Genomic DNA, 20,500 nt, shown 5'->3' on the forward strand with positions numbered 1-20,500 from the left:
GCCATCCGCCGCGCGCCGCCCGGCGCGTGCAACGCCCCCGCCGCCCAGAGGCCGCAGCCATGAACCTGTCCGCCTGGTCGATCCGCAACCCCATTCCGGCCGCGATGCTGTTCGTGCTGCTCACGCTGGCCGGTCTGCTCGCCTTCCGGTCGATGAAGGTGCAGAACTTTCCCGACATGGACCTGCCGGTGGTGATGGTCACCGCCGCGCTGCCGGGCGCCGCGCCCGGCCAGCTCGAATCGGACGTGGCGCGCAAGATCGAGAACGCCATCGCCACCACGCAGGGCCTGAAGCACATCACCACCACGCTGGTGGATGGCACGGCCACCATCGCGGCCGAATTCCAGCTGGAAAAGCCCGTGCAGGAGGCGGTGGACGACGTGCGCTCGGCCGTGAGCCGGGTGCGGGCCGACCTGCCGGCCGACCTGCGCGACCCCATCGTCGCCAAGCTGGAGCTGTCGTCCCAGCCCATCCTCGCCTTCGCCATCGCGTCCGACCGCATGGATGCCGAGGCGCTGTCGTGGTTCGTGGACGACACGCTCACCCGCCGGCTGCTGGCCGTGCCGGGCGTGGGCGCGGTGGGCCGCGTGGGCGGGGTGACGCGCGAGGTGCGCGTGGCGCTGGACGCGCTCAAGCTGCAGGCGCTGGGCGCCACCGCGGCCGACGTGTCGCGCCAGCTGCGCGCGGTGCAGGTGGAGAGCGCGGGCGGCCGGGCCGATCTGGGGAGCGCCGAGCAGCCCCTGCGCACCATCGCCACGGTGCAGACGGCCGGGGAGATCGCCGCGCTGCAGATCCCGCTCTCGCGCGGCGGGCACGTCCGCCTGGACCAGGTGGCGACGGTGAGCGACACGGTGGCCGAGCAACGCTCCGCCGCGTTGCTGAACGGCCAGCCGGTGATCGGCTTCGAGGTGTCGCGCAGCCGGGGCGCGAGCGAGGTCGACGTGGGCGCGGGCGTGCAGCGCGCGCTCGACCAATTGCTGGCCGAGCACCCCGACCTGAAGCTCACCCGCACCTTCGACTTCGTGCGCATCGCGCAGGACGAGTACGACAGCTCCATGCGCCTTCTGTACGAAGGCGCGATCCTGGCGGTGGTGGTGGTGTGGCTGTTCCTGCGCAACTGGCGCGCGACCATCGTGTCGGCGGTGGCGCTGCCGCTGTCGGTCATTCCGGCCTTCATCGGCATGCAGATGCTGGGCTTCTCGATCAACATCATCACGCTGCTGGCGCTGTCGCTGGTGGTGGGCATCCTGGTGGACGACGCCATCGTGGAGGTGGAGAACATCGTGCGCCACCTGCGCATGGGCAAGAGCCCGTACCAGGCGGCGATGGAGGCAGCCGACGAGATCGGCCTGGCGGTGATCGCCACCACCTTCACGCTGATCGCCGTGTTCCTGCCGACCGCCTTCATGAGCGGCGTGGCCGGACGCTTCTTCAAGCAGTTCGGCTGGACGGCGGCGCTGGCGGTGTTCGCCTCGCTGGTGGTGGCGCGGCTGCTGACGCCGATGATGGCCGCCTACCTCATGAAGCCGCTGGTGGGCCAGGAAAAGGAGCCGCGCTGGCTGGCCGCGTACATGCGCGCCTCGGCCTGGTGCCTCAGGCACCGCATCGTCACGCTGGCCGGCGCGCTGGTGTTCTTCGTCGCTTCGCTGGCGCTGATCCCGCTGCTGCCCTCGGGCTTCATCCCGGCGGACGACAACGAGCAGACGCAGGTGACGCTGGAGCTGCCGCCCGGCACCAAGCTGCCCGAGACGCAGGCCGTGGTGGCGCAGGCGGCCGAGCGGCTGCGCGGCGTGGGCCACATCGAGAGCATCTACACGGCCATAGGCGGCGGATCTTCGGGCGCCGATCCGTTCGCGGGCTCGGGCGCGAGCGACCCGCGCAAGGCCACCATGACGCTGCGCCTGGCGCCGCGCGGCGAGCGCCCGCGCAAGCAGGCCATCGAGCAGCAGCTGCGCACCGCGCTGGAGGGCCTGCCCGGCGTGCGCGTGAAGATCGGCCTGGGCGGATCGAACGACAAGTACGTGCTGGCGCTGGCCAGCGAAGACCCGCAGGCGCTGGCGACGGCCGCCCGTGCGGTGGAGCGCGACATCCGCACCATCCCCGGCATCGGCGGGGTGAGTTCCACCGCCAGCCTGGTGCGCCCCGAGATCGCCGTGCGGCCGGACTTCGCCCGCGCCGCCGACCTGGGCGTGACCAGCAACGCGATTGCCGAGACGCTGCGCGTGGCCACCGTGGGCGACTACGACCAGTACCTGCCCAAGCTCAACCTGGCGCAGCGGCAGGTACCCATCGTCGTGCGCCTGAACGACGCCGCCCGTCAGGACCTGTCGGTGCTGGAGCGCCTGACGGTGCCCGGCGCGCGCGGCGCGGTGCGGCTGGGCGAGGTCGCCACGCTGGAGGTGGCGGGCGGGCCGGCCGTCATCAGCCGCTACGACCGCTCGCGCAACGTCAACTTCGAGATCGAGCTGGGTGCGCGCGGCCTGGGCGAGGTGACCGACGCCGTCAAGCAGCTGCCCGCCGTGCGCGGCCTGCCGGCCAGCGTGCGCCTGATCGACGTGGGCGACGCGGAGATGATGGGCGAGCTGTTCGCCAGCTTCGGCCTGGCGATGCTGACCGGCGTGGTCTGCATCTACATCGTGCTGGTGCTGCTGTTCAAGGACTTCCTGCAGCCGGTCACCATCCTGATGGCCCTGCCGCTGTCGCTGGGCGGCGCCTTCGTGGGCCTGTTGATCGCGGGCAAGAGCTTTTCCATGCCCTCGCTGATCGGGCTGATCATGCTGATGGGCATCGCCACGAAGAACTCCATCCTGCTGGTGGAGTACGCCATCGTCGCCCGCCGCGAAGGCATGAGCCGGCTGGACGCGCTGCTGGACGCCTGCCACAAGCGCGCCCGCCCCATCATCATGACCACGCTGGCCATGGGCGCTGGGATGATGCCCATCGCCCTGGCGCTGGGCGAGGCCGACATGAGCTTCCGTTCGCCCATGGCGGTGGCGGTGATCGGCGGGCTGATCACCTCCACCATCCTGAGCCTGCTGGTGGTGCCGGCCGTGTTCACCTACATCGACGACTTCGAGCAGTGGTTCATGCGCACCGTGCTGCGGCGCAAGGGGCATGGCGAGGGAAGCTCTGCATGAATCGAGCGGCAAGTGGGCGCTGCGGATCGGGAGGGGCTGCAAGGCGCAAACCGTAGCCATAGCGGGGCTATGGCGAGGATTTGCAACGCCGCAGACTGCCCGAATCCGCAGATGCACACGGCGGGGTGATTCGTGCAGAGGCTCCCCAGGGTGCGCGGGGATAATGCAGGCTTCTCCACCCCCACCGCACGAGGCACGCCATGGCACGACCGCAGCACCAGCCGCACCTGACGGCGGACGACTACCTGGCCTGGGAGGCCACCCAGGAAGAACGCCATGAGTACCTGGACGGCGAGGTGTTCGCCATGGCGGGGGCGGAAGACCGGCACGTGATGGTGGCCGGCAACCTCTACATGGCCTTGCGCAATCATCTGCGCGGCGGCCCCTGCAAGACCTATATGAGCGACATGCGGCTGCACGTGGCCGCCTCCAACGCCTACTTCTACCCCGACGTACTGGTGACCTGCGACGCGGGCGACCATGCGAGCCGGCTGTCCAAGTCCCAGCCGACGCTGGTCGCCGAGGTGCTTTCCACCGGCACAGCCAGCTACGACCGGGGCGCCAAGTTCGCCCATTACCGCCACATCGGCCGGCTGGCCGAATACGTGCTGATCGACATCGACCGCCGCGCCACCGACGTCTACCGCAAGGGCGCGGACGGGCTCTGGGTGCTGCACCCGTTCGCGGGCGAGGACACCGTGGAGCTGGCCAGCGTGGCGCTGCGGCTGCCGGCGGCCGAGCTGTTTGCCGACCTGGAGCCAGACGCGGTTTGAATTTCGGAAGAAAAGTGGCCCTGGCGCTTGCCGCATCAGGGTATGCAGCTACATTTTTGATAGCAAACCGCCTGGCAGGCCGTGACCTGCGGCGGGGCGGCCCGCAGACTTCGTGACGGCGCCGATCCCTCACTTTGCGCTGGACGCCGCCACGTTGGCACGGCATGTGGATGCCGCGGCCCACGCGCGCGGCCTGGCCGTGTTCAGCCGCCGGCAGGTGGTCGAATCCTGGCTCCATTACGACGCTGCCGCTGCCCCCGGCCACCGCTGGCAGGTGCGGGGCGCCGTGCGGGGCAGCCGCCCCGAGCCCTACCAGGCCAGCGCCACGGTCACGCTGGGCCCGCAAGGGCGGGTGCTGCGTTTCTCCAGCGCCTGCACCTGTGCGGCGGCGGTGGATTGCAAGCACACGGTGGCGCTGGTGCTGCAGGCGGCGCGGACCGGCCCCGCCCCCAACTCCCGTCAGGGCGAGCCTGCCGCCGCTGCGCCGGCCCCTCTGTCATTGCCTGCACCCGTGCGGGCTGCCGATCACGCGGTGCAGCAATGGCTGGCACGGTTCGATGCGCCAGTGCCGCCCGCCACGGAGCAGACCGTCTTCCTGTTGCATGCGGACGGCCCCACGCCCTGCTTGTCGTGGGGCACCGCGCGCCGCCTGCAGCGCGGCGAGGGCTGGACGCAGATCAAAACGCCGTACGGCCTGCCGCCCGCGCCCGGCGGCGTGCCGGATGCCGCGCAGGAATGCGTGCAGCTGATCGGCGCCCTCGGCAGCGCCGCCTATGGCCGCGGGCTTACCAGCCACCAGGCGCCGGTGCACGGGCACATGGGCCTGCTGGCACTGCGGCTGGCCGCACAGACCGGCCGGCTGTTCCTGGCCGGCGCGCCGGGGCGCATCGAGGGCGAGCCCCTGCGCTGGGGCGAGGGCCGCGTGCTGCAGTGGCGCTGGACCGACGCTGCCCCCCTCGGTGACGCCGGCGCCGAGCCGCGCTGGCAGCTGTCCGCCCGCGTGATGGAGGCCGCAGACGGCGGCGAAGGCGCCAGCGCCGCCGCCGTGCTGCCCGGCCCGCCGCCCTGGTACCTGGACCCCGCCGCCCGGCGCTGCGGCCCCGCCGTGGCGCCCGGCATGGCCGACGACCAGCTGGCACTGCTGCTGGCCGCGCCGCCCATCGCGCAGTCCACCTTCGACCAGGCCCCTGCCGCCTTGCTGACCCGGCTGGCCGGGCTGCCCCTGCCGCCCACGGTGGCACCGGTCGCGCTGCGCGAAGGCATCACGCCCACGGCCTGCCTGCACATCGGGCCCGTGCCGCGCGCCCTACAAGCCGCGCTGGGGCTGCTCTGCGCCACGCTCACCTTCGACTACGGCGGCCTGCGCGGGTACTGGCCTTCCGAAGACGCCTGCGTGCTGCTGGGCGACACGGGCCACCGCGCAGCGCTGCAGCGCGACCTGCCCGCCGAGCGCGCTGCGCAGGCCGCACTCGGCCGCCGGGGTCTGCGCGATGACGGCACGGGCCGCCACCACCTGCCGCCCGCCGACGCGGGGGCCGCGTCCACCTGGCGCGACTGGGCGGTGGAGGATTTCGCCGACCTGCGCCACGCCGGCTTCTGCGTGACGCTGGACGATGCCATGCACGGCTTCATCCAGCACGCCGGTGCGCTGGAGATGCGCCTGACCGATGCGCACGGCGGGCTCGTGCAGCGGCCTGCGGGCGTCGCCGCCGGCGCCGCCATGGCGGGCGGCCCGGCCAGTGCGTGGTTCGGGCTGTCGCTCGGCATCGAGATCGGCGGCGTGCGCGAGAACGTCCTGCCCTGGCTGCCTGGGCTGCTGGCCCAGCTGCAGGCCACGCCGGAGGGCGCGGCGCTGCCCGAATGGGTCTGGCGCCAGCGCGAGGATGGCGGCTTCGTGCGCCTGCCGTCGGCACCCCTGCGGCCCTGGCTGCAGGCCCTGCTGGAGCTGGTGGACGAACGTCCGCCGGAAGGCGACGTGCTGCGCCTGTCGCGGCTGGAGGCCATTCGCCTGGGTGCGGCGCTGGCGGACGACGCAGCAAGCGAGGGCACGCAATGGGCCGACGCGGCCCCGCTGGCCCACCTGCTGGGCGCGCTGACCGGGCGCGAGGCGCTGCCCGAAGCCCCCCTGCCCCAGGGCCTGACGGCCACCCTGCGGCCGTACCAGCGCGAAGGCCTGAACTGGCTGCAGCTGCTGCGCGCCCAGGGCCTGGGCGGCATCCTGGCCGACGAGATGGGGCTGGGCAAGACGCTGCAGCTGCTGGCGCACATCCTGGTGGAAAAGCAGGCCCTGCGGCTGGACCGGCCCGCCCTGGTGGTGGCGCCCGTCAGCCTGCTGGGCAACTGGCAGCGCGAGGCGGCCCGCTTTGCGCCCGCGCTGCGCACCCGGGTCTGGCACGGCGCGGGGCGCAAGTCATCGGCCGGGCCGCTGCAGGAGGCCGACCTCGTCATCGCCCCCTATTCCCTGCTGCAGCGCGACCGTGCCGTGTGGCTGGGCCACGCCTGGCACCTGGCGGTGCTGGACGAGGCGCAGCACATCAAGAATGCCAGCACCCAGGCGGCGCAGGTGGCGGCGGGGCTCGACGCCCGGCACCGGCTGTGCCTGTCGGGCACGCCGCTGGAAAACCACCTGGGCGAGCTGTGGAGCCTGTTTCACTTCCTGATGCCGGGCTTGCTGGGCAGCCGGGCGGCGTTCGACCGGCGCTTTCGCACGCCGGTCGAGCAGCACGGCGACCCCGCGCGGCTGCACCAGCTGCGCCGGCGCGTCGCCCCCTTCCTGCTGCGCCGCACCAAGGCCGACGTGGCCGGCGACCTGCCCCCGAAGGTGGAGAACGTGGTCACGGTCGCCCTGGCCGGCCCGCAGGCCGACCTGTACGAGACCGTGCGCCTGGCCACCGAAAAGACCGTGCGGGCCGCCCTGGCCGAGCACGGCCTGGCCCGCTCGCAGATCCAGGTGCTGGACGCCCTGCTGCAGCTGCGGCAGGTGTGCTGCGACCCGCGCCTGCTGGCCGGCCGGCTGGCGTCGGCACCCAGTTCCGCATCAGCCAAATTCGACTGGCTGATGGAGCGGCTGCCCGCGTTGCTGGCGCAGGGCCGGCGGGTCCTGGTGTTTTCGCAGTTCACCAGCATGCTGGCGCTGATCGAAGCCGGCCTGAAGGAACGGGGCCTGGCCTGGACGAAGCTCACGGGCCAGACCCGGCAGCGCGACCGGGCCATCGCCCGGTTCACCGAGGGCGAGGTGCCGCTCATGCTCATCAGCCTGAAGGCGGGCGGCACCGGCTTGAACCTGCCGCAGGCCGACACCGTGATCCATTACGACCCGTGGTGGAACCCGGCCGCGCAGGAGCAGGCCACCGGCCGGGCCCACCGCATCGGGCAGGAGCGGACGGTGTTCGTCTACCAGTTGGTGGCCGAGGGCACGGTGGAGCAACGCATTCTTGCGCTGCAGGCCCGCAAGGCCGGGCTGGCGGAGCGGCTCTACGGGGGAGCCGCCGGCGGGCCGGAGGCGTTCTCGACCGAGGGCCTGACCGAGGGCCTGACGGAAAGCGCCGTGGCCGAGCTGCTGCGCCCGCTCGACTGACGGGTTCGCCGCGTCGGGCGAAAGGAGGGGCGCGGTGTGAATGGGTCGAACTGGCGGGGTTTGCCCCCAGTCGTCGAACCAGCGCAAAGCCCGGCCGCACGGGATAATGCAGCGCTCCATGAACCTCGTTCCTCTGAACATCGACAGCATCCAGCTCGGCCAGCCGCTGCCCTTCGTGCTGCGCGACTCGGAGGGGTTGCTGCTGGCCCAGAAGGGCTATGTCGTCCGTACCCGTGCCGAACTCGACGCGATGCTGGCCCGCGGCCTGCAGCTGTGCGTGGACACCGCCGAATCCGGCGACAGCCACCGGGCCTACGTGGCGCAGCTGCACCGCATGCTCAACACAGACCAGGCGCTGGGGCAGATCGCGGCGGTGAAGCTCACAGCCGGCAGTGCGCCGGCCAAGCCCGAGCGGCCCGCAGCGCCTTCCGGCCGCATCGACTGGGGCGAAACCCAACTGCGGGCGACGCAGCTGCTGCGCTCGCCCGCAGCGGCGCCGGATTTCCCGGCGCGCCTGCAGGCACTGCATGCCGACCTGGCACGCCAGGTGGAGACCCAGCCCGACCCGACGCTGCTGGCGCTGATGCATCTGGCGGCCCGCGAGATCCGGATGTACAGCGCCACCCACGCCATGCTGGTGTCCTGCATCGTCATGCTGGTGGCCCGCGAAACCCTGCGCTGGCCGGCGGAGCGCGTGCAGACGCTGGGGCTGGCGGCGCTGTCGATGAACATTTCGATGACGGCCCTGCAGGACCAGCTGGCCCTGCAGACGCAGCCGCTGACCTCCGAACAGATGAACGCCGTGGACACCCACGTCGACCGTTCGGTGGCGCAGCTGCGCGCCCTGGGCGTGACCGACGCGGTCTGGCTGGAAGCCGTGGCCGAGCACCACCGGCGCGCGCCCGGCCCACTGGCCGGGCGCACCGAGGGCCAGCAGATGGGCCGGCTGATCCAGCGGGCCGACACGTTCAGCGCCCGCATGTCGCCGCGCTCCACCCGCAACCCCATGCCGGTGACGGCTGCCCTGCAGGCCAGCTACCACGACGAGAACCAGAAGGTGGACGAAGCCGGCGCGGCCATGGTGCGTACCCTGGGCATCTACCCGCCGGGTGCCTACGTACGGCTCGCATCGCAGGAAGTGGCGGTGGTGCTGCGGCGCGGTGCCAGCGCCACCACGCCCCGGGTGGCCGTGGTGCTGAACCAGAGCGGCATGCCGACGGGCGAGCTGATCCCGCGCGATACCCGGCAGCCCGCCTGGAAGGTGGTGGCGCCCGTGGCAAGGCACGACGTGCGGGTGCAGGTGCGGCTGGAGCGCCTGCTGCTGCTGGCCGAGCGCGGCTGAGAACCTGCCCATCTCGCAGGGGACGGGGCCGCTGCGCCTGCCGCCACGCAGGGCGGCCGGAACGAGAGCCAGGGCCCGCTGCCGGCATGACCGGCGCCCGGGTTCCTCAGCGCGGAACCATTGCAGCCCCCGGGCTGCCATGCCACGATCGGGCGCTGGGACCTGATCCGTCGTCCGGTTCGCACCGTAGAAGCTGCCAAGCTCCCGATCGTCCGATCACAGAGGAACACCACCATGCGCCGCATCCACCTTGCTGCTGCCCCGTCCTTCGCCCACGGCCTGGCGCTGTCGGCCCTCACCGCCGCCGCAGCGGCATGCGCCGGGCCGGCCGCCCTGGCTGCCAATGCCGCGAGCCCGGTGCGCGCTGCTGCCGCCCCGGTCCCTGGCACCGCCCCTGCCACCGCCACCGCCGTCTGCCCGGCGCTGCTGAACCACCGCTTCGACCGGCTGCAGGACGAGGCGCCCCAGTCGCTCTGCCAGTACGCGGGCAAGGTGGTCCTGGTGGTCAACACCGCCAGCTACTGCGGCTTCACCGGCCAGTACAAGGGGCTGGAAGCGCTTTACGCCAAGTACCGCGACCGGGGGCTGGTGGTGCTGGGGTTCCCATCGAACGACTTCGCGCAGGAGGGCGGCAGCAACACGCAGATCGCCGAGTTCTGCGAGAACACCTTCGGCGTGAAATTTCCGATGTTCGCCAAGAGCGCGGTGCGCGGCAGCGATGCATCGCCCTTCTACCGCCAACTGGCGGAGCAGGCCGGCCAGGCGCCACGCTGGAACTTCCACAAGTACGTGGTGGGCCGCTCCGGCACCGTGGTGGGCAGCTTCGGCAGCTCGGTCGACCCCATGAGCAAACCGGTGGTGGATCTGGTAGAGCAGCAACTGTTGGTAAAGCCGTGAGCCAGGCGGCCCTTCGCGCTTTCAGGCTATCGATTTCGCCTTATCATTTGTACCTGACGACAGGTTTACAAAAGTTTTAAAATTTCTCGGGTTTCCACGGAACTTTTAAAGCCAAACCTTAGTCAATGAAGTAAGTAACGCGCACTTCATGGTCACCACATTGATTACTGTTGCGAAGCCTTTCAGGCCTGCGGCCTGACTGAAACCCCGGAGCGCTTCTCCTCCCTCCCTCTCTTAATTCGTTTCGGGACGCTTCGCAACTTTTTTATGCCAAGAAAAACGCCGCCTGGTCATCCAGGCGGCGTTTTTTGTTGGGGCCGCCGAAGCGACGCGTCAGCGCGGCAGGGTTTCGGCGAAGCTCGGGCGCAGTGCCAGCTTGTCGTGCAGGCGCGCCAGCGCCGGGTGGTCGCCGCGCCAGTCGATCTGGGGAAAGCGGAAGTCCAGCCAGCCGAGCGCACAGCCCACGGCAATGTCCGACAGGCTCAGGTGGATGCCGCTGCAAAAAGGCTTGTCGCCCAGGCCGTGCGCCATGGATTGCAGGCCGGCGCGCACCTTGCCCAGCTGGTAGTCGATCCAGGCGGTGCTGCGCTCGCCCTCGGCACGGCCGTCCCAGATGGATTCGAGCCGCGCCAGGATGGCCGCGTCCATGACGCCGTCGGCCAGGGCCTCCCAGGTCTTGACCTCGGCGCGCTCGCGGCCTTGGGTGGGAATCAGCCGGCCCACGGGCGAGAGGGTGTCGAGGTATTCCACGATCACGCGCGAATCGAACACGGCTTCGCCGCCGTCCATCACCAGGCAGGGCACCTTGCCCAGCGGGTTGGACTGGCCGATGCTGGTGCCCGGCGCCCACACATTCTCCTCGATGAAGCGGTAGTCGAGCTTCTTTTCGGCCATCACCACGCGCACCTTGCGCACGTAGGGACTGGAATGGGATCCGATGAGTTTCATGGGGTGCAGGATGAGGGCCTGGGGTGAGTGCCGGACAGGCGAAAGAGAGACGCGGCGAAGGCCGGCCGCTGATTCTAGGGGTTGCAGCCCGCGGCGTCTGTCGCTTGCCCGCCGCACTGCGCCGCTTGTCGGACGGCCCCTACAATTGCGCGCCATGAGCCTGTCTACCATCACCGCCCTTTCGCCGCTCGACGGCCGTTACGCCGCCAAACTCAGCCAGCTGCGCCCGATCATGAGCGAGCACGGCTACATGCACCGCCGGGTGCAGGTGGAGGTGGCCTGGTTCATCGCGCTGTCGGACGCCGGCTTCGAGCAGTTCAAGCCGCTGACCACCGGCGCGCGCGCCTACCTGCTGGGCCTGGTGAAGAACTTTTCCGAGGCCGACTCGCAGGCCATCAAGGACATCGAGAAGACCACCAACCACGACGTGAAGGCGGTCGAATACTGGATCAAGTCCAAGTTCGAGGCGCGGCCCGAGCTGGAAAAAGCTGCCGAGTTCGTGCATTTCGCCTGCACCAGCGAAGACATCAACAACACCAGCCACGGCCTGCAGCTGCGCTCGGGCCGCGACCAGGTGATCCTGCCCGGCCTGGACCGCGTGGTGCTGAAGCTGCGCGAGATGGCCCATGCCTTCGCCGACGTGCCCATGCTGAGCCGCACGCATGGCCAGACGGCCAGCCCCACCACCGTGGGCAAGGAGCTGGCCAACGTGGTGGTGCGCCTGCAGGCCGCCGTGGACCGCATCGCGGGCGTGAAGATCATGGCCAAGATGAACGGCGCCGTGGGCAACTACAACGCCCACCTGTCGGCCTGGCCCGACTTCGACTGGGAAGCCTTCAGCAAGAAGGTCGTCGAGACGCCCGAGCCGCTGGGCCTGGGCCTCACCTTCCAGCCGTATTCCATCCAGATCGAGCCGCACGACTACATGGCCGAGCTGTTCGACGCCATTGCCCGCGCCAACACCATCCTGGTGGACCTGTCGCGCGACATCTGGGGCTATGTGTCGCTGGGCTACTTCAAGCAGCGCCTGAAGGCCGGCGAGATCGGCTCCAGCACCATGCCGCACAAGGTCAACCCGATCGACTTCGAGAACGCCGAGGGCAACCTGGGCCTGGCCAACGCCCTGCTGCGCCACCTGTCCGAGAAGCTGCCCGTGAGCCGCTGGCAGCGCGATTTGACGGACAGCACGGTGCTGCGCAACATCGGCGTGGCGATGGGCTATGCCGCGCTGGCCTACACGTCGCTGCTGACCGGCCTGAACAAGCTCGAGCTGAACCAGGAAGCGCTGGCCGCCGACCTGGACGCCAGCTGGGAAGTGCTGGCCGAGCCGATCCAGACCGTCATGCGCCGCTATGGCGTGCAGGGCGCGTACGAAAAGCTCAAGGAGGTCACGCGCGGCCAGGTGGTGACGGCGGAGGCGCTGCACGCGCTGATCAACGGCCTGGAGATTCCCCAGGCCGACAAGGACCGCCTGCTGGCCATGACGCCCGGCAGCTACACCGGCAAGGCGGCGGAGCTGGCGCGCCGGGTCTGACGCGCGCTCCCCGTGCCACCGCGCCGCCGGGGCGCGGATCTTCTTTCCAGCCAAATCGGCTGCCAGCGCTTGGTATTCGGGCGCTGGCAGCTATCATTTTGTGAGTGATTCGCCCCCATGGCCATCAAGTCCACCATCTTCAAGGCGAACCTCGCGATCGCCGACATCGACCACGGCTACTACGCCGATCACGCGCTGACGCTGGCGCGCCACCCCAGCGAGACCGACGAACGCATGATGGTGCGCCTGGCCGCCCTGGCGCTGAACGCCTGGCAGCTGCAGGCCGTGTGCCAGGGCGACGGCACGCTGGCCTTCGGCGCGGGTCTCTCGGACCCGGAAGACCCGGATGTGTCGATCACCGACTTCACCGGCCGCAAGCGCCTCTGGATCGAGGTCGGGCAGCCGGAAGACAAGCCGCTCGCCAAGGCGTCGTCGAAGGCCGATGCGGTGCTGGTCTACTGCTTCCACCATGCCGCCGAGGTCTGGTGGAAAGGCATCCAGAACAAGCTGACGCGGCAGGACAAGCTGCAGGTCTGGCGCATTCCCGCCGAAGCCTCGCAGGAACTGGCCACGCTGGCGGAACGCAGCATGCAGCTGCAGGCGACGGTGCAGGAAGGCGCCCTGACGCTGAGCAGCACGCAGGGCAGCGTGCATGTGGAGCCGGTGCGCTGGAAGTGAGCGGGCCGGGGCCGGCGGGCGGGGCTGCGGCGTGCCGGCGGACGGCGCTCGGATGTGCGGCCTTCCGCCCTACAGCCTCCATGTTTCAAGCCTTTTTGCCTTCAAGCGCTTGATTCATCAGGGCTAATTGCTATCAAAAGAATAGCAAATCAGTTCGGCATCAGCGTGCCGCAGTGCCAGCACTGCTCGAATCCGCCTTCCACCTCTTCGCCGCAGACGCATCGCCAGTGCCGCTGTGGCAGGTCCTGCAACGCCTGCAGCAACTGGCGGGCGCGCTCGGCGTGTTCGCCGTGTTCCAGCCAGATCTCGGGCAGGCATTCGCTGGGCGGCAGGTGCCCGGCGGCAGCGCCCAGGTACTGGCGCTGGACGGACGCAGGCATGCCGGCCTCGCGCAGCAGATCACTCCACAGCGTGGCGATGGCGATGTTCGGTGCCGTGGTCAGGCGCTGCATGCGAAGCTCTTGGAACGGGCTGGAAGAAGGATCAGTTCACCATAGCCGCAGCCCGCTGCCGAGTAAAGCGGCGGAGGGCGTCAACCCTTCCCACCCCCACCCGTGCCCGAGCGGCTTTCCGCCGCCCGCTCCGCGTAGCGATTGAAACGCCATGCCGACCCTTCCAGCGTGATCCGCCGCCAGACCACGCGCTTTTCCACGGGCGTCATGCCCAGCCAGTGCTGCACCTCGGCGAAGCTGCGGCCACAGCCCTTGCATTGCTCGTCGCCCTGGCTGGTCGAGCAGATGGCGATGCAGGGTGTATCGGGCGTGGTGTCGTACCAGTGCAGCCAGGCCTGCCGTGCAGCAGGCGTGAGAGCGCCGTCGTCCACTTCTTCCTGGTGCCGGTAGACCATGAGCGCGTAGACCTCGGCCAGGGCCAGGAGCTCCGGGCACAGCGCGGCCCCCTCGGCATGCGCGGGCGGGCGCCGGGCGCGCCAGTAGTTGATGGCGGCTTCCACATCGGTGATGTGCAGGCGCGCCGGCGCGACTGAGGACGAGGTGGACAAGGCGGACGAAGGGGGCGAAGGGAGCGAGGGGGAAAAGGCCATGGGTGCGCGCAAGGGGGGCCGATCATACCGTCGGCCCGGGGCGCACCGCCTGGGCCGGCCCGGGCGGCCTCGACCACGAAGCCGCTTTTATTTTGATAGCGCGCCAGCCTGCAACGACGCGCGCCATAGCGGTCTTTTGCTTCCCATCTCAGGGCAACCCCGGGGCGGACGCTGCTTGCCGCCATGTAAAAGGCTGTGTTCCAATGCGGGCTTCGAAGGGGAGTAGCTCCCCACCATCCGGTTTCTGGCCTGCACGGGCCGCCACTGGCCTGGTATTCGGTCCTGTCGTCAGTACGAAGCGCTCAGCTTCCGGCAGGCCGGGTCGGGTGTGCAGCCTGTCTGGTGCTTCCAGCCGCGCGCATGCCCTGCCGAGCAAGACCTTTGATGGGCCCCATGGGGGCTGATCAAGGCCGACCTCCCTCTTCGACGCACCGCGCCACCGCGGGCGGCCTGCCTGATCGAAGTCCCCGTTGCCCATGGAACGCCGCAAGGCGGTCCTGATCTTCGGCAGGGCTCGACGCCGCAGGGGCGGCGAGTCCTTCCTTTTCGTTTCGGTTTTTTACACGACGTTTGAGGGAATTTATGGACTTCTTGACATCGCCCGAGTTCTGGGTGGCGCTCGGTCAGATCATCATCATCGACATCCTGCTGGGTGGCGACAACGCGGTGGTGATCGCGCTGGCCTGCCGCAAGCTGCCGGCCGCGCAGCGCACCAAGGGCATCATCTGGGGCACGGCGGGTGCCATCGTGCTGCGGGTGGTGCTGATCGCTTTCGCGATGACGCTGCTGAACCTGCCGTTCCTCAAGTTCGTCGGCGCCATTTTGCTGATCTGGATCGGCGTGAAATTGCTGGCCCCCGACGAGGAAGCCCACGGCGACGTGGCGGGCAGCGACAAGCTCTTTGCCGCCATCAAAACCATCATCGTGGCCGACCTGGTGATGAGCGTGGACAACGTGATCGCCATTGCCGGCGCCGCCCAGAACGCGGGCGAGCATTCGCTGCTGCTGGTGGTGCTGGGCCTCTTGATCTCCATTCCGATCATCGTCTGGGGCAGCCAGCTGGTCATCAAGCTGATGGAGAAATTCCCCATGATCATCACCATCGGCGGCATGCTGCTGGGCTGGATCGCTGGCGGCATGCTGGTCACCGACCCGGCCTTCACCAACCCCGACCGCTGGACCTGGGCGCCCAAGTGGGGCACCCTGGACGCGCAGGGCATGGCCGTGATCTCCGACACGCTCTACTGGACGGCCCACATCGCCGGCGCCCTGCTGGTGCTGGTCATCGGCAAGCTGATTGCTGCCCGCCGCGTCAAGGCCGGCGTGGCTGGCGGCCACTGACCCCGGCAAGGAGCGGAACCATGCGGCCCACGGGGAACCCTGCGGCCGCACGGCGCTCCCACCTGGCGTGGGCGGTGTGCGTGCCGCCCACCTACCCACGCTCCCGCGGCTTGCCAATGCGCCGCCTTTCCGCCTGTGTGTCTGTCTGTCTGTCTTTTCGGCTGCTTATTGAGGACTTCCCCATGAACAAGATCATCGTGTACGTGGACGACGCAACGCATGCGCAGCACATCCTCGGGCCCGTGTCCGCCCGGCAGGCGGGGGACGGCGGCGCCGCTGGCAGCACGCACTGGATCCTGGTGGCCTGCGCGCCGCGCATGACGCACCGCATCAGCAAGTGGGTGAGCCACAGCGCCCGCGAGAACTGGCGCGCCAAGTGGGCCGACAAGCTGTTCGCGCAGGTCGTGCCCTGGCTGCGCGCGGGAAGCAGCCAGCACACGGTGTCTACCGTGCTGGCCAAGGGCCCGCTGCCGGAACTGCTGACGCAGCTGCTGGCCGAGCACGGCACCGGAACGCAGGTGATGGATGCACGCCGCCCCAAGCAGGAGGCTGCCGTACCCGTGGCTGCGCCCGCCGCCGCCGCACCGGTGTCCGTCATCGTGACCAAGAAGCCCTCGCGCAACTGGTCGCTGCCCGGCTCGCTGGCGAGCATCGCGGCCATGCTGTTCCTGGTGGCCGAGTAAGCGGCATAGAAAGGGGCGCCCCCCCCTGGCGACGCCTGCTTCGCTTCACGCACACGTTGGCGTCACGTCCACGTCCACGTCTACGGCTACGTTCATGGGCTTAGGGGCCCGAGTCGCATCGGTTCATCTTTGTCCGAGCGAGCGAACTGAAGTCTTTCGACCCATCCAGCGGCAACCCGACGTGCCGATAGGCCGACAGGCTGACAGACCGGTCCGGCCGTCGTTTTTTGCGCTTGCCGCTGACCAGCCGCTTGGCGCCGCCGGCTGCTATCCTTTCGCGCATGAAACTGCTTTTCAAATGGCTGCTGAGCGCAGTCGCCCTCCTGTGTGTGGCCTACATCTACAGCGGCGTGGAAGTGCGCAGCTTCCCCGCAGCGCTGGGGGCGGCCTTCGTCATCGGCCTCTTCAACGTGGTGCTGCGGCCGATCCTGGTGGTGCTGACCCTGCCGGTCACGATCCTCACCGTGGGGCTTTTCCTCTTCATCATCAACGCGCTGATGTTCTGGGCAGCGGCCAGCGTGCTGGGCGACGCCTTCCAGGTGCGCGGCTTCACGGCGGCGCTGATCGGTTCGCTGATCTATTCGGTGCTGGGGCTGGTCATCGAGGCAGCCCTGGGCGGGCTGTTCGCCAAGAAGTGAATCCCTGGGAATGAATGCGGTGCCCGGTACAGCTCCGTACTGACTGCGGGCTGCCGTCTGGGCTGCACAGTGTTTTGGCGCCGGGCGTCCGACCCGGTCAGTTCAGGCCCGCGCCCCAGGCCGCCTGACGCCGTCAGCGCTCCGCCGCCTGCTCCTTGAGCTTGGCCTGCATGTCCCGCAAGCGCGTGTCGATGATCGACGCTTCGATGTAATCGGCCGCAGCGGCGCTTTTGCGTGACAGATCCTGCCCGGCCTTGAAGCGGTCCACCGCCGCCGCATAGTCATAACGCGCGGCCTGGGCCTCCGCCTCGGCGCGCACAGCACGCAGCGACTGCCCCTGCTGCTGCCACACCCCAGCCAGCAATTGCCAGATGCCCGCGTCGCGCGGGTGCGACGCGACCCAGTTCTGCAGTGGCCCGGTCATTTCGGCCGAGGCCCCCGTGCGCAGCAGCGCCTGCGTGCGGAGCACCAGTTCCGGCCGACCCGTGCCGCCCGGCGCCGCGTTCTGGTCCCTGGACTGGCGGGCGCCCGACGCCACAGGCGCCGAGTCACCCAGACCCAAGTCGGCCGCCGTCAGCGCGGTGCGCGATGCCGCCGCAGTCACAGGCCGGGGCGCGAGCCGCAGTGCCGCCGCTGGCGCATCGCCCGCTGCCATGTCCACTTCGGCGGCCAGCAACCGGGCCTGCCGCATGGCCGGCGCATCGCTCTGCACGGCCTCGTCCAGCCCCTTCAGTCCATCGCGGGCCTGAGCCACGTCCTGCAACTGCACGGCGCTCAGCACGGCCGCGTACCAGCCGGCCGCCCGCTGCGCCACGGGGCGGGCGGCGAAACCCGCGCTGCGCGGCTCGGCCTCCCACTGGCGCCAGGCGTCCACGCCGGGTCGCATCAGCACCCGGGCGCGCGCCGCCATCATGGCGTGCTCCAGCGTGGGCGGTGGCGCGGCCTGCGCCCCTGGGGGAATGCGGGAATGCATGTCGGCAATGCGCTGGCTCGTCAGCGGGTGGCTGCGCAGATACGGCCAGCTGCCGTTGTCGTTGATGCGGTTGGCCTGCTGCAGCTTGTCGAACATGCTGACGAAGCCCTGCGGCGCAAAACCGGCGGGCGCCATCAGTCCGTAGCCGACCCGATCGGCCTCACGCTCCATGTCACGGGAGAAATTCAACTGGTTCTGGACGGCCAGCGCCTGCCCACCCACCATCATCGCCTGCGCCGCCTCGGGGTTCTTGCTGGCCGCCAACGCGCCCAGCACCAGAGCCCCCAGCATCAACGGCGTCTGCCGGTTCTGCTGCGCGATCAGGCGGGAAATATGGCGCTGGGTGACGTGGCTCAACTCGTGCGCCAGCACCGAGGCCAACTCGTCCCGCGTACTCACCACGCCGACCAACCCCAGATGCACGCCGAAATAGCCACCGGGCAGTGCGAAAGCATTCACCGTACGGTCGCGGCCCAGCAGCACCTCCCAGGCAAAGCGCTCCTCCAGCTCCTGCGACAGCTCACCCCGCTCGCGCGCCGCCTTCAGCAGCTGCTGAAAAAGCGTCTGCACGTATTCGTTCAGGATGGGGTCGTCGATGTAGTCCGGGTCACGGTACAACTCGCGGATGATCCGATCGCCGAGGCGGCGCTCGTCGCTGGTTGTCATGTCGGCGCCGTCGCCCATGGAGGGTAGGCTGCGTTGGGCATGGGAGGCGGCAGCCGGGACTAGCCAGAGCGGCCCGATCACAGCCGCAGCAAGAAGCGCTCGCCGCCACAGCGGCCAAACCCATCTTTGAACTAAGACCATGAAACATCTCCAATAAACGCCGCCGTGTTGGTACTGTACTCGGGCGCACATGGATCGCCGTATGATGCATTGTTTTCTGCCCACTGGCTGACCACGCGCGCCCCTCAAATCATGAGCCACTCCCCCGCTTCATCCCCCCTTACTCACTTTGACTCTCACGGTCAGGCGCACATGGTGAATGTGGGCAGCAAGACCTCAACGCATCGCATTGCATTAGCATCCGGACGAATTGAGATGAATAAAAAGACTCTGGATTTGATCAAGGGCGGGACGACCAAAAAGGGTGATGTATTGGGTATTGCCCGAGTCGCGGGAGTGATGGCGGCAAAAAAAACAAGCGATTTGATTCCTCTATGCCATCCACTGATGCTGACTCGAATAGCAATTGATTTCGAAGATTTCTTTTCTACCGAACGGTCAACCACAGGTATTGCATGCACGGCCACCGTCGAGACCTTCGGGCCAACCGGTGTTGAAATGGAAGCTCTGATGGCCGTTCAAGTAGCCTTACTCACAATTTATGATATGTGCAAAGCGGCCGATAGAAAAATGAAAATTCAAGAAATTTTGGTAGAAAGGAAAGTTGGCGGCAAGTCCGACATTGCGTCTGATTGTTCAGCATAGCAAATCACTCAAAACCATCGATTTCGACGTATTCTATAATTTCCCCTTTCGCATTTAATATCACAGCCCAACCATGTTTCTTAGTTGAGGTTAGAGGCAGATAAAAAAAATCACCTTGAGCATCGCGATTTAGTTCCAATCGCTCTTCGACGAGTCGCTTATTTTTTTCGTTAGAATTAATCAATCCCTCAATAGGTTTAGCCCTAGTCATAGCTGAAGCTTTTGCAGATTCATCATAACGAGTCCACCAATTCGGCCGCATAGCCTGCGTAACCCCTTGAATGGATAGCTGGATACTAGACAAATATTCTTCCGCAGTTCTTGCCGCCCGAAGACTCAAGACACTAACACCAAAGTTTGGAATTTTCCGCAGGCCTGCAGGGGCTGCCTCGAGCAAATCTTTTTGAATTTCGTTTGCGGCAATGATGGTAAATCGATCCACTTCATACACCAAAGCAACCGGTCTGGCTTGGTACATCGACCAGACACCATATGCGAGCGCGGACAATTGCACAACAGCTATGAATAACAAATCCCAAAGCAATTGACGTCTGCTTTTTGAGGGCTTGGCAATCAACAAGGTCAACAGGGGTCCGCAGACTAGGTCAACCCCGACCATCATGATAAATATTTTTTCGACACCAAGCAATTTCCACCAAGGAGTCGGATACCACCCCCAAAAAACCAAAGCGCAAGCCATTAGGGAGACAATCAGACTGCATCCCAAATGCACTAACGCGCACTTGCAAGCAAATTCTATTTTTGGTGCTAGGACATCTTTCTTTGACACAGCATTCGATGGGATAAGTTGGCAAAAAAAAGAGCGCCGAGGCGCTCTTTTTATCGTTACTAGTGACTTAACGGCATTCCGATGGAGCAAAACGTACTGGCAGCGTAGCAGCGAAAGGTGCGGCAGGCAGCGCTGCTGCAGTGCGGGAGGCGACACCTGCAGCATAGCAGTCCCAACGAATCGTTTGTGCCGGGGGGGTACTTGCGGTAGCGGTACCTGCCAAAACAGCTCCTCCAGAGGTGGGAACCAAAGACAAGCGAGCGGAGGCAGCAGGTTGGACATTAGTCAGATAGTTGACTGCGATCGCTCCGGTAGCCTGCGAGATGGCAATACCAGTGGTAGCAGTATTCAGACTGGCAATGGTTGCAGGCAGCGTCGCGTTAGCGCTCACGCTACGGGTGGCGGGGGTGCCTGTGTAACCCAAGCCAAAAGCATTGCCTGCCGCTGCGTTCTCCGTCACAGCGAGCTTAGCCGCTCCAGCCAAGGTAAGTCCTTCCGTCACTCGAGCGCGAACTGTGTAGTCCTGATAAGCAGGCAGTGCCACAGCAGCCAAAATACCAATGATCGCCACAACGATCATCAATTCGATCAGGGTAAAACCCTTGTGCAGATTGCGTTTCATAAAATTCTCCAAGAGTCAAATTTCAAAAGTAACCTGCCGAAGATTCACCAGGTTCGGCACATCATCAGCAGGTTGCATGCCAGGTCGTTGATTC

Annotated in this window: 17 protein-coding genes; 11 read left to right on the forward strand and 6 right to left on the reverse strand. The window is 67.6% G+C overall.

The window, feature by feature from the left end:
- Positions 1-59 precede the first annotated feature (59 nt).
- The 5 genes from ASF94_RS17125 to ASF94_RS17145 all read left to right on the forward strand — a co-directional run bounded on the left by ASF94_RS17125 (position 60) and on the right by ASF94_RS17145 (position 9,726).
- A complete protein-coding gene (locus ASF94_RS17125) occupies positions 60-3,137 on the forward strand; it encodes an efflux RND transporter permease subunit (protein ID WP_056669202.1) in 3,078 nt (1,025 codons plus the stop codon).
- A 200-nt stretch (positions 3,138-3,337) separates the two neighbouring features.
- Positions 3,338-3,910, forward strand: coding sequence for a Uma2 family endonuclease (locus tag ASF94_RS17130; RefSeq protein ID WP_056669204.1), 573 nt, complete (start codon positions 3,338-3,340; stop codon positions 3,908-3,910).
- Positions 3,911-4,022: 112 nt separating this feature from the next.
- Entirely contained in the window at positions 4,023-7,487 is a 3,465-nt protein-coding gene (locus ASF94_RS17135; protein WP_156382574.1) for an SNF2-related protein, read from the forward strand.
- Between the two features lie 118 nt (positions 7,488-7,605).
- Positions 7,606-8,829 (forward strand): HD-GYP domain-containing protein, encoded by a 1,224-nt coding sequence (locus ASF94_RS17140; protein ID WP_056669432.1) that lies wholly within the window; start codon positions 7,606-7,608, stop codon positions 8,827-8,829.
- A 234-nt stretch (positions 8,830-9,063) separates the two neighbouring features.
- Positions 9,064-9,726, forward strand: coding sequence for a glutathione peroxidase (locus ASF94_RS17145; protein WP_082493380.1), 663 nt, complete (start codon positions 9,064-9,066; stop codon positions 9,724-9,726).
- A gap of 333 nt (positions 9,727-10,059) precedes the next feature.
- Here the strand turns inward: ASF94_RS17145 and ASF94_RS17150 are convergent, their stop codons facing one another.
- Positions 10,060-10,674 carry a glutathione S-transferase N-terminal domain-containing protein gene (locus ASF94_RS17150; RefSeq protein WP_056669209.1) on the reverse strand — a complete coding sequence of 205 codons (615 nt, stop codon included), beginning with the start codon at positions 10,672-10,674 and terminating at the stop codon, positions 10,060-10,062.
- Between the two features lie 154 nt (positions 10,675-10,828).
- Between ASF94_RS17150 and purB the strand changes: the two genes are divergently transcribed.
- Together purB and ASF94_RS17160 are read left to right on the forward strand one after the other, a co-directional pair.
- Complete coding sequence (gene purB / locus ASF94_RS17155; protein ID WP_056669210.1) at positions 10,829-12,208, forward strand: adenylosuccinate lyase; 1,380 nt, start codon at positions 10,829-10,831, stop codon at positions 12,206-12,208.
- Positions 12,209-12,325: 117 nt separating this feature from the next.
- On the forward strand, positions 12,326-12,886 hold the full coding sequence (locus ASF94_RS17160) for a YaeQ family protein (RefSeq protein WP_056669211.1): 561 nt from the start codon (positions 12,326-12,328) through the stop codon (positions 12,884-12,886).
- Between the two features lie 149 nt (positions 12,887-13,035).
- Here the strand turns inward: ASF94_RS17160 and ASF94_RS17165 are convergent, their stop codons facing one another.
- Positions 13,036-13,338, reverse strand: coding sequence for a putative signal transducing protein (locus ASF94_RS17165; protein WP_056669212.1), 303 nt, complete (start codon positions 13,336-13,338; stop codon positions 13,036-13,038).
- A gap of 80 nt (positions 13,339-13,418) precedes the next feature.
- The gene (locus tag ASF94_RS17170; protein WP_082493381.1) at positions 13,419-13,928 is read right to left on the reverse strand and encodes a DUF3717 domain-containing protein; all 510 of its coding nucleotides are present in this window, start codon (positions 13,926-13,928) and stop codon (positions 13,419-13,421) included.
- 582 nt (positions 13,929-14,510) lie between these two features.
- Between ASF94_RS17170 and ASF94_RS17175 the strand changes: the two genes are divergently transcribed.
- The 3 genes from ASF94_RS17175 to ASF94_RS17185 all read left to right on the forward strand — a co-directional run bounded on the left by ASF94_RS17175 (position 14,511) and on the right by ASF94_RS17185 (position 16,590).
- Complete coding sequence (locus tag ASF94_RS17175; protein ID WP_056669214.1) at positions 14,511-15,269, forward strand: TerC family protein; 759 nt, start codon at positions 14,511-14,513, stop codon at positions 15,267-15,269.
- Between the two features lie 182 nt (positions 15,270-15,451).
- Entirely contained in the window at positions 15,452-15,952 is a 501-nt protein-coding gene (locus ASF94_RS17180; RefSeq protein ID WP_056669216.1) for a hypothetical protein, read from the forward strand.
- Positions 15,953-16,233: 281 nt separating this feature from the next.
- Positions 16,234-16,590 (forward strand): phage holin family protein, encoded by a 357-nt coding sequence (locus ASF94_RS17185; RefSeq protein WP_056669218.1) that lies wholly within the window; start codon positions 16,234-16,236, stop codon positions 16,588-16,590.
- A 133-nt stretch (positions 16,591-16,723) separates the two neighbouring features.
- Here ASF94_RS17185 and ASF94_RS17190 read toward each other — a convergent pair whose 3' ends face one another.
- The gene (locus ASF94_RS17190) at positions 16,724-18,370 is read right to left on the reverse strand and encodes a M48 family metalloprotease (protein ID WP_056669220.1); all 1,647 of its coding nucleotides are present in this window, start codon (positions 18,368-18,370) and stop codon (positions 16,724-16,726) included.
- Positions 18,371-18,481: 111 nt separating this feature from the next.
- Between ASF94_RS17190 and moaC the strand changes: the two genes are divergently transcribed.
- Complete coding sequence (gene moaC, locus ASF94_RS20965; RefSeq protein WP_082493382.1) at positions 18,482-18,994, forward strand: cyclic pyranopterin monophosphate synthase MoaC; 513 nt, start codon at positions 18,482-18,484, stop codon at positions 18,992-18,994.
- A 4-nt stretch (positions 18,995-18,998) separates the two neighbouring features.
- Here the strand turns inward: moaC and tfpZ are convergent, their stop codons facing one another.
- Positions 18,999-19,949 carry a TfpX/TfpZ family type IV pilin accessory protein gene (gene tfpZ, locus ASF94_RS21940; protein WP_304439549.1) on the reverse strand — a complete coding sequence of 317 codons (951 nt, stop codon included), beginning with the start codon at positions 19,947-19,949 and terminating at the stop codon, positions 18,999-19,001.
- On the reverse strand, positions 19,852-20,406 hold the full coding sequence (locus tag ASF94_RS20970) for a pilin (protein WP_082493383.1): 555 nt from the start codon (positions 20,404-20,406) through the stop codon (positions 19,852-19,854). The genes tfpZ and ASF94_RS20970 overlap by 98 nt, the downstream gene beginning before the upstream one ends.
- Positions 20,407-20,500: the final 94 nt, after the last annotated feature.

Source organism: Acidovorax sp. Leaf160 (genome assembly GCF_001424265.1).
GTDB lineage: Bacteria > Pseudomonadota > Gammaproteobacteria > Burkholderiales > Burkholderiaceae_C > Paracidovorax.

What these genes read in the sequence shown, in the direction of transcription:
- ASF94_RS17160 (WP_056669211.1), top strand. Translation starts at nt 12,326, where the DNA reads ATGGCCATCAAGTCCACCATCTTCAAGGCGAACCTCGCGATCGCCGAC.
- ASF94_RS17130 (WP_056669204.1), top strand. Translation starts at nt 3,338, where the DNA reads ATGGCACGACCGCAGCACCAGCCGCACCTGACGGCGGACGACTACCTG.
- moaC (WP_082493382.1), top strand. Translation starts at nt 18,482, where the DNA reads ATGAGCCACTCCCCCGCTTCATCCCCCCTTACTCACTTTGACTCTCAC.
- ASF94_RS17125 (WP_056669202.1), top strand. Translation starts at nt 60, where the DNA reads ATGAACCTGTCCGCCTGGTCGATCCGCAACCCCATTCCGGCCGCGATG.
- ASF94_RS17180 (WP_056669216.1), top strand. Translation starts at nt 15,452, where the DNA reads ATGAACAAGATCATCGTGTACGTGGACGACGCAACGCATGCGCAGCAC.
- ASF94_RS17145 (WP_082493380.1), top strand. Translation starts at nt 9,064, where the DNA reads ATGCGCCGCATCCACCTTGCTGCTGCCCCGTCCTTCGCCCACGGCCTG.
- ASF94_RS17165 (WP_056669212.1), bottom strand. Translation starts at nt 13,338, where the DNA reads ATGCAGCGCCTGACCACGGCACCGAACATCGCCATCGCCACGCTGTGG.
- ASF94_RS17170 (WP_082493381.1), bottom strand. Translation starts at nt 13,928, where the DNA reads ATGGCCTTTTCCCCCTCGCTCCCTTCGCCCCCTTCGTCCGCCTTGTCC.
- purB (WP_056669210.1), top strand. Translation starts at nt 10,829, where the DNA reads ATGAGCCTGTCTACCATCACCGCCCTTTCGCCGCTCGACGGCCGTTAC.
- ASF94_RS20970 (WP_082493383.1), bottom strand. Translation starts at nt 20,406, where the DNA reads ATGAAACGCAATCTGCACAAGGGTTTTACCCTGATCGAATTGATGATC.
- tfpZ (WP_304439549.1), bottom strand. Translation starts at nt 19,949, where the DNA reads ATGCTGCAGGTGTCGCCTCCCGCACTGCAGCAGCGCTGCCTGCCGCAC.
- ASF94_RS17190 (WP_056669220.1), bottom strand. Translation starts at nt 18,370, where the DNA reads ATGGTCTTAGTTCAAAGATGGGTTTGGCCGCTGTGGCGGCGAGCGCTT.
- ASF94_RS17185 (WP_056669218.1), top strand. Translation starts at nt 16,234, where the DNA reads ATGAAACTGCTTTTCAAATGGCTGCTGAGCGCAGTCGCCCTCCTGTGT.
- ASF94_RS17150 (WP_056669209.1), bottom strand. Translation starts at nt 10,674, where the DNA reads ATGAAACTCATCGGATCCCATTCCAGTCCCTACGTGCGCAAGGTGCGC.
- ASF94_RS17140 (WP_056669432.1), top strand. Translation starts at nt 7,606, where the DNA reads ATGAACCTCGTTCCTCTGAACATCGACAGCATCCAGCTCGGCCAGCCG.
- ASF94_RS17175 (WP_056669214.1), top strand. Translation starts at nt 14,511, where the DNA reads ATGGACTTCTTGACATCGCCCGAGTTCTGGGTGGCGCTCGGTCAGATC.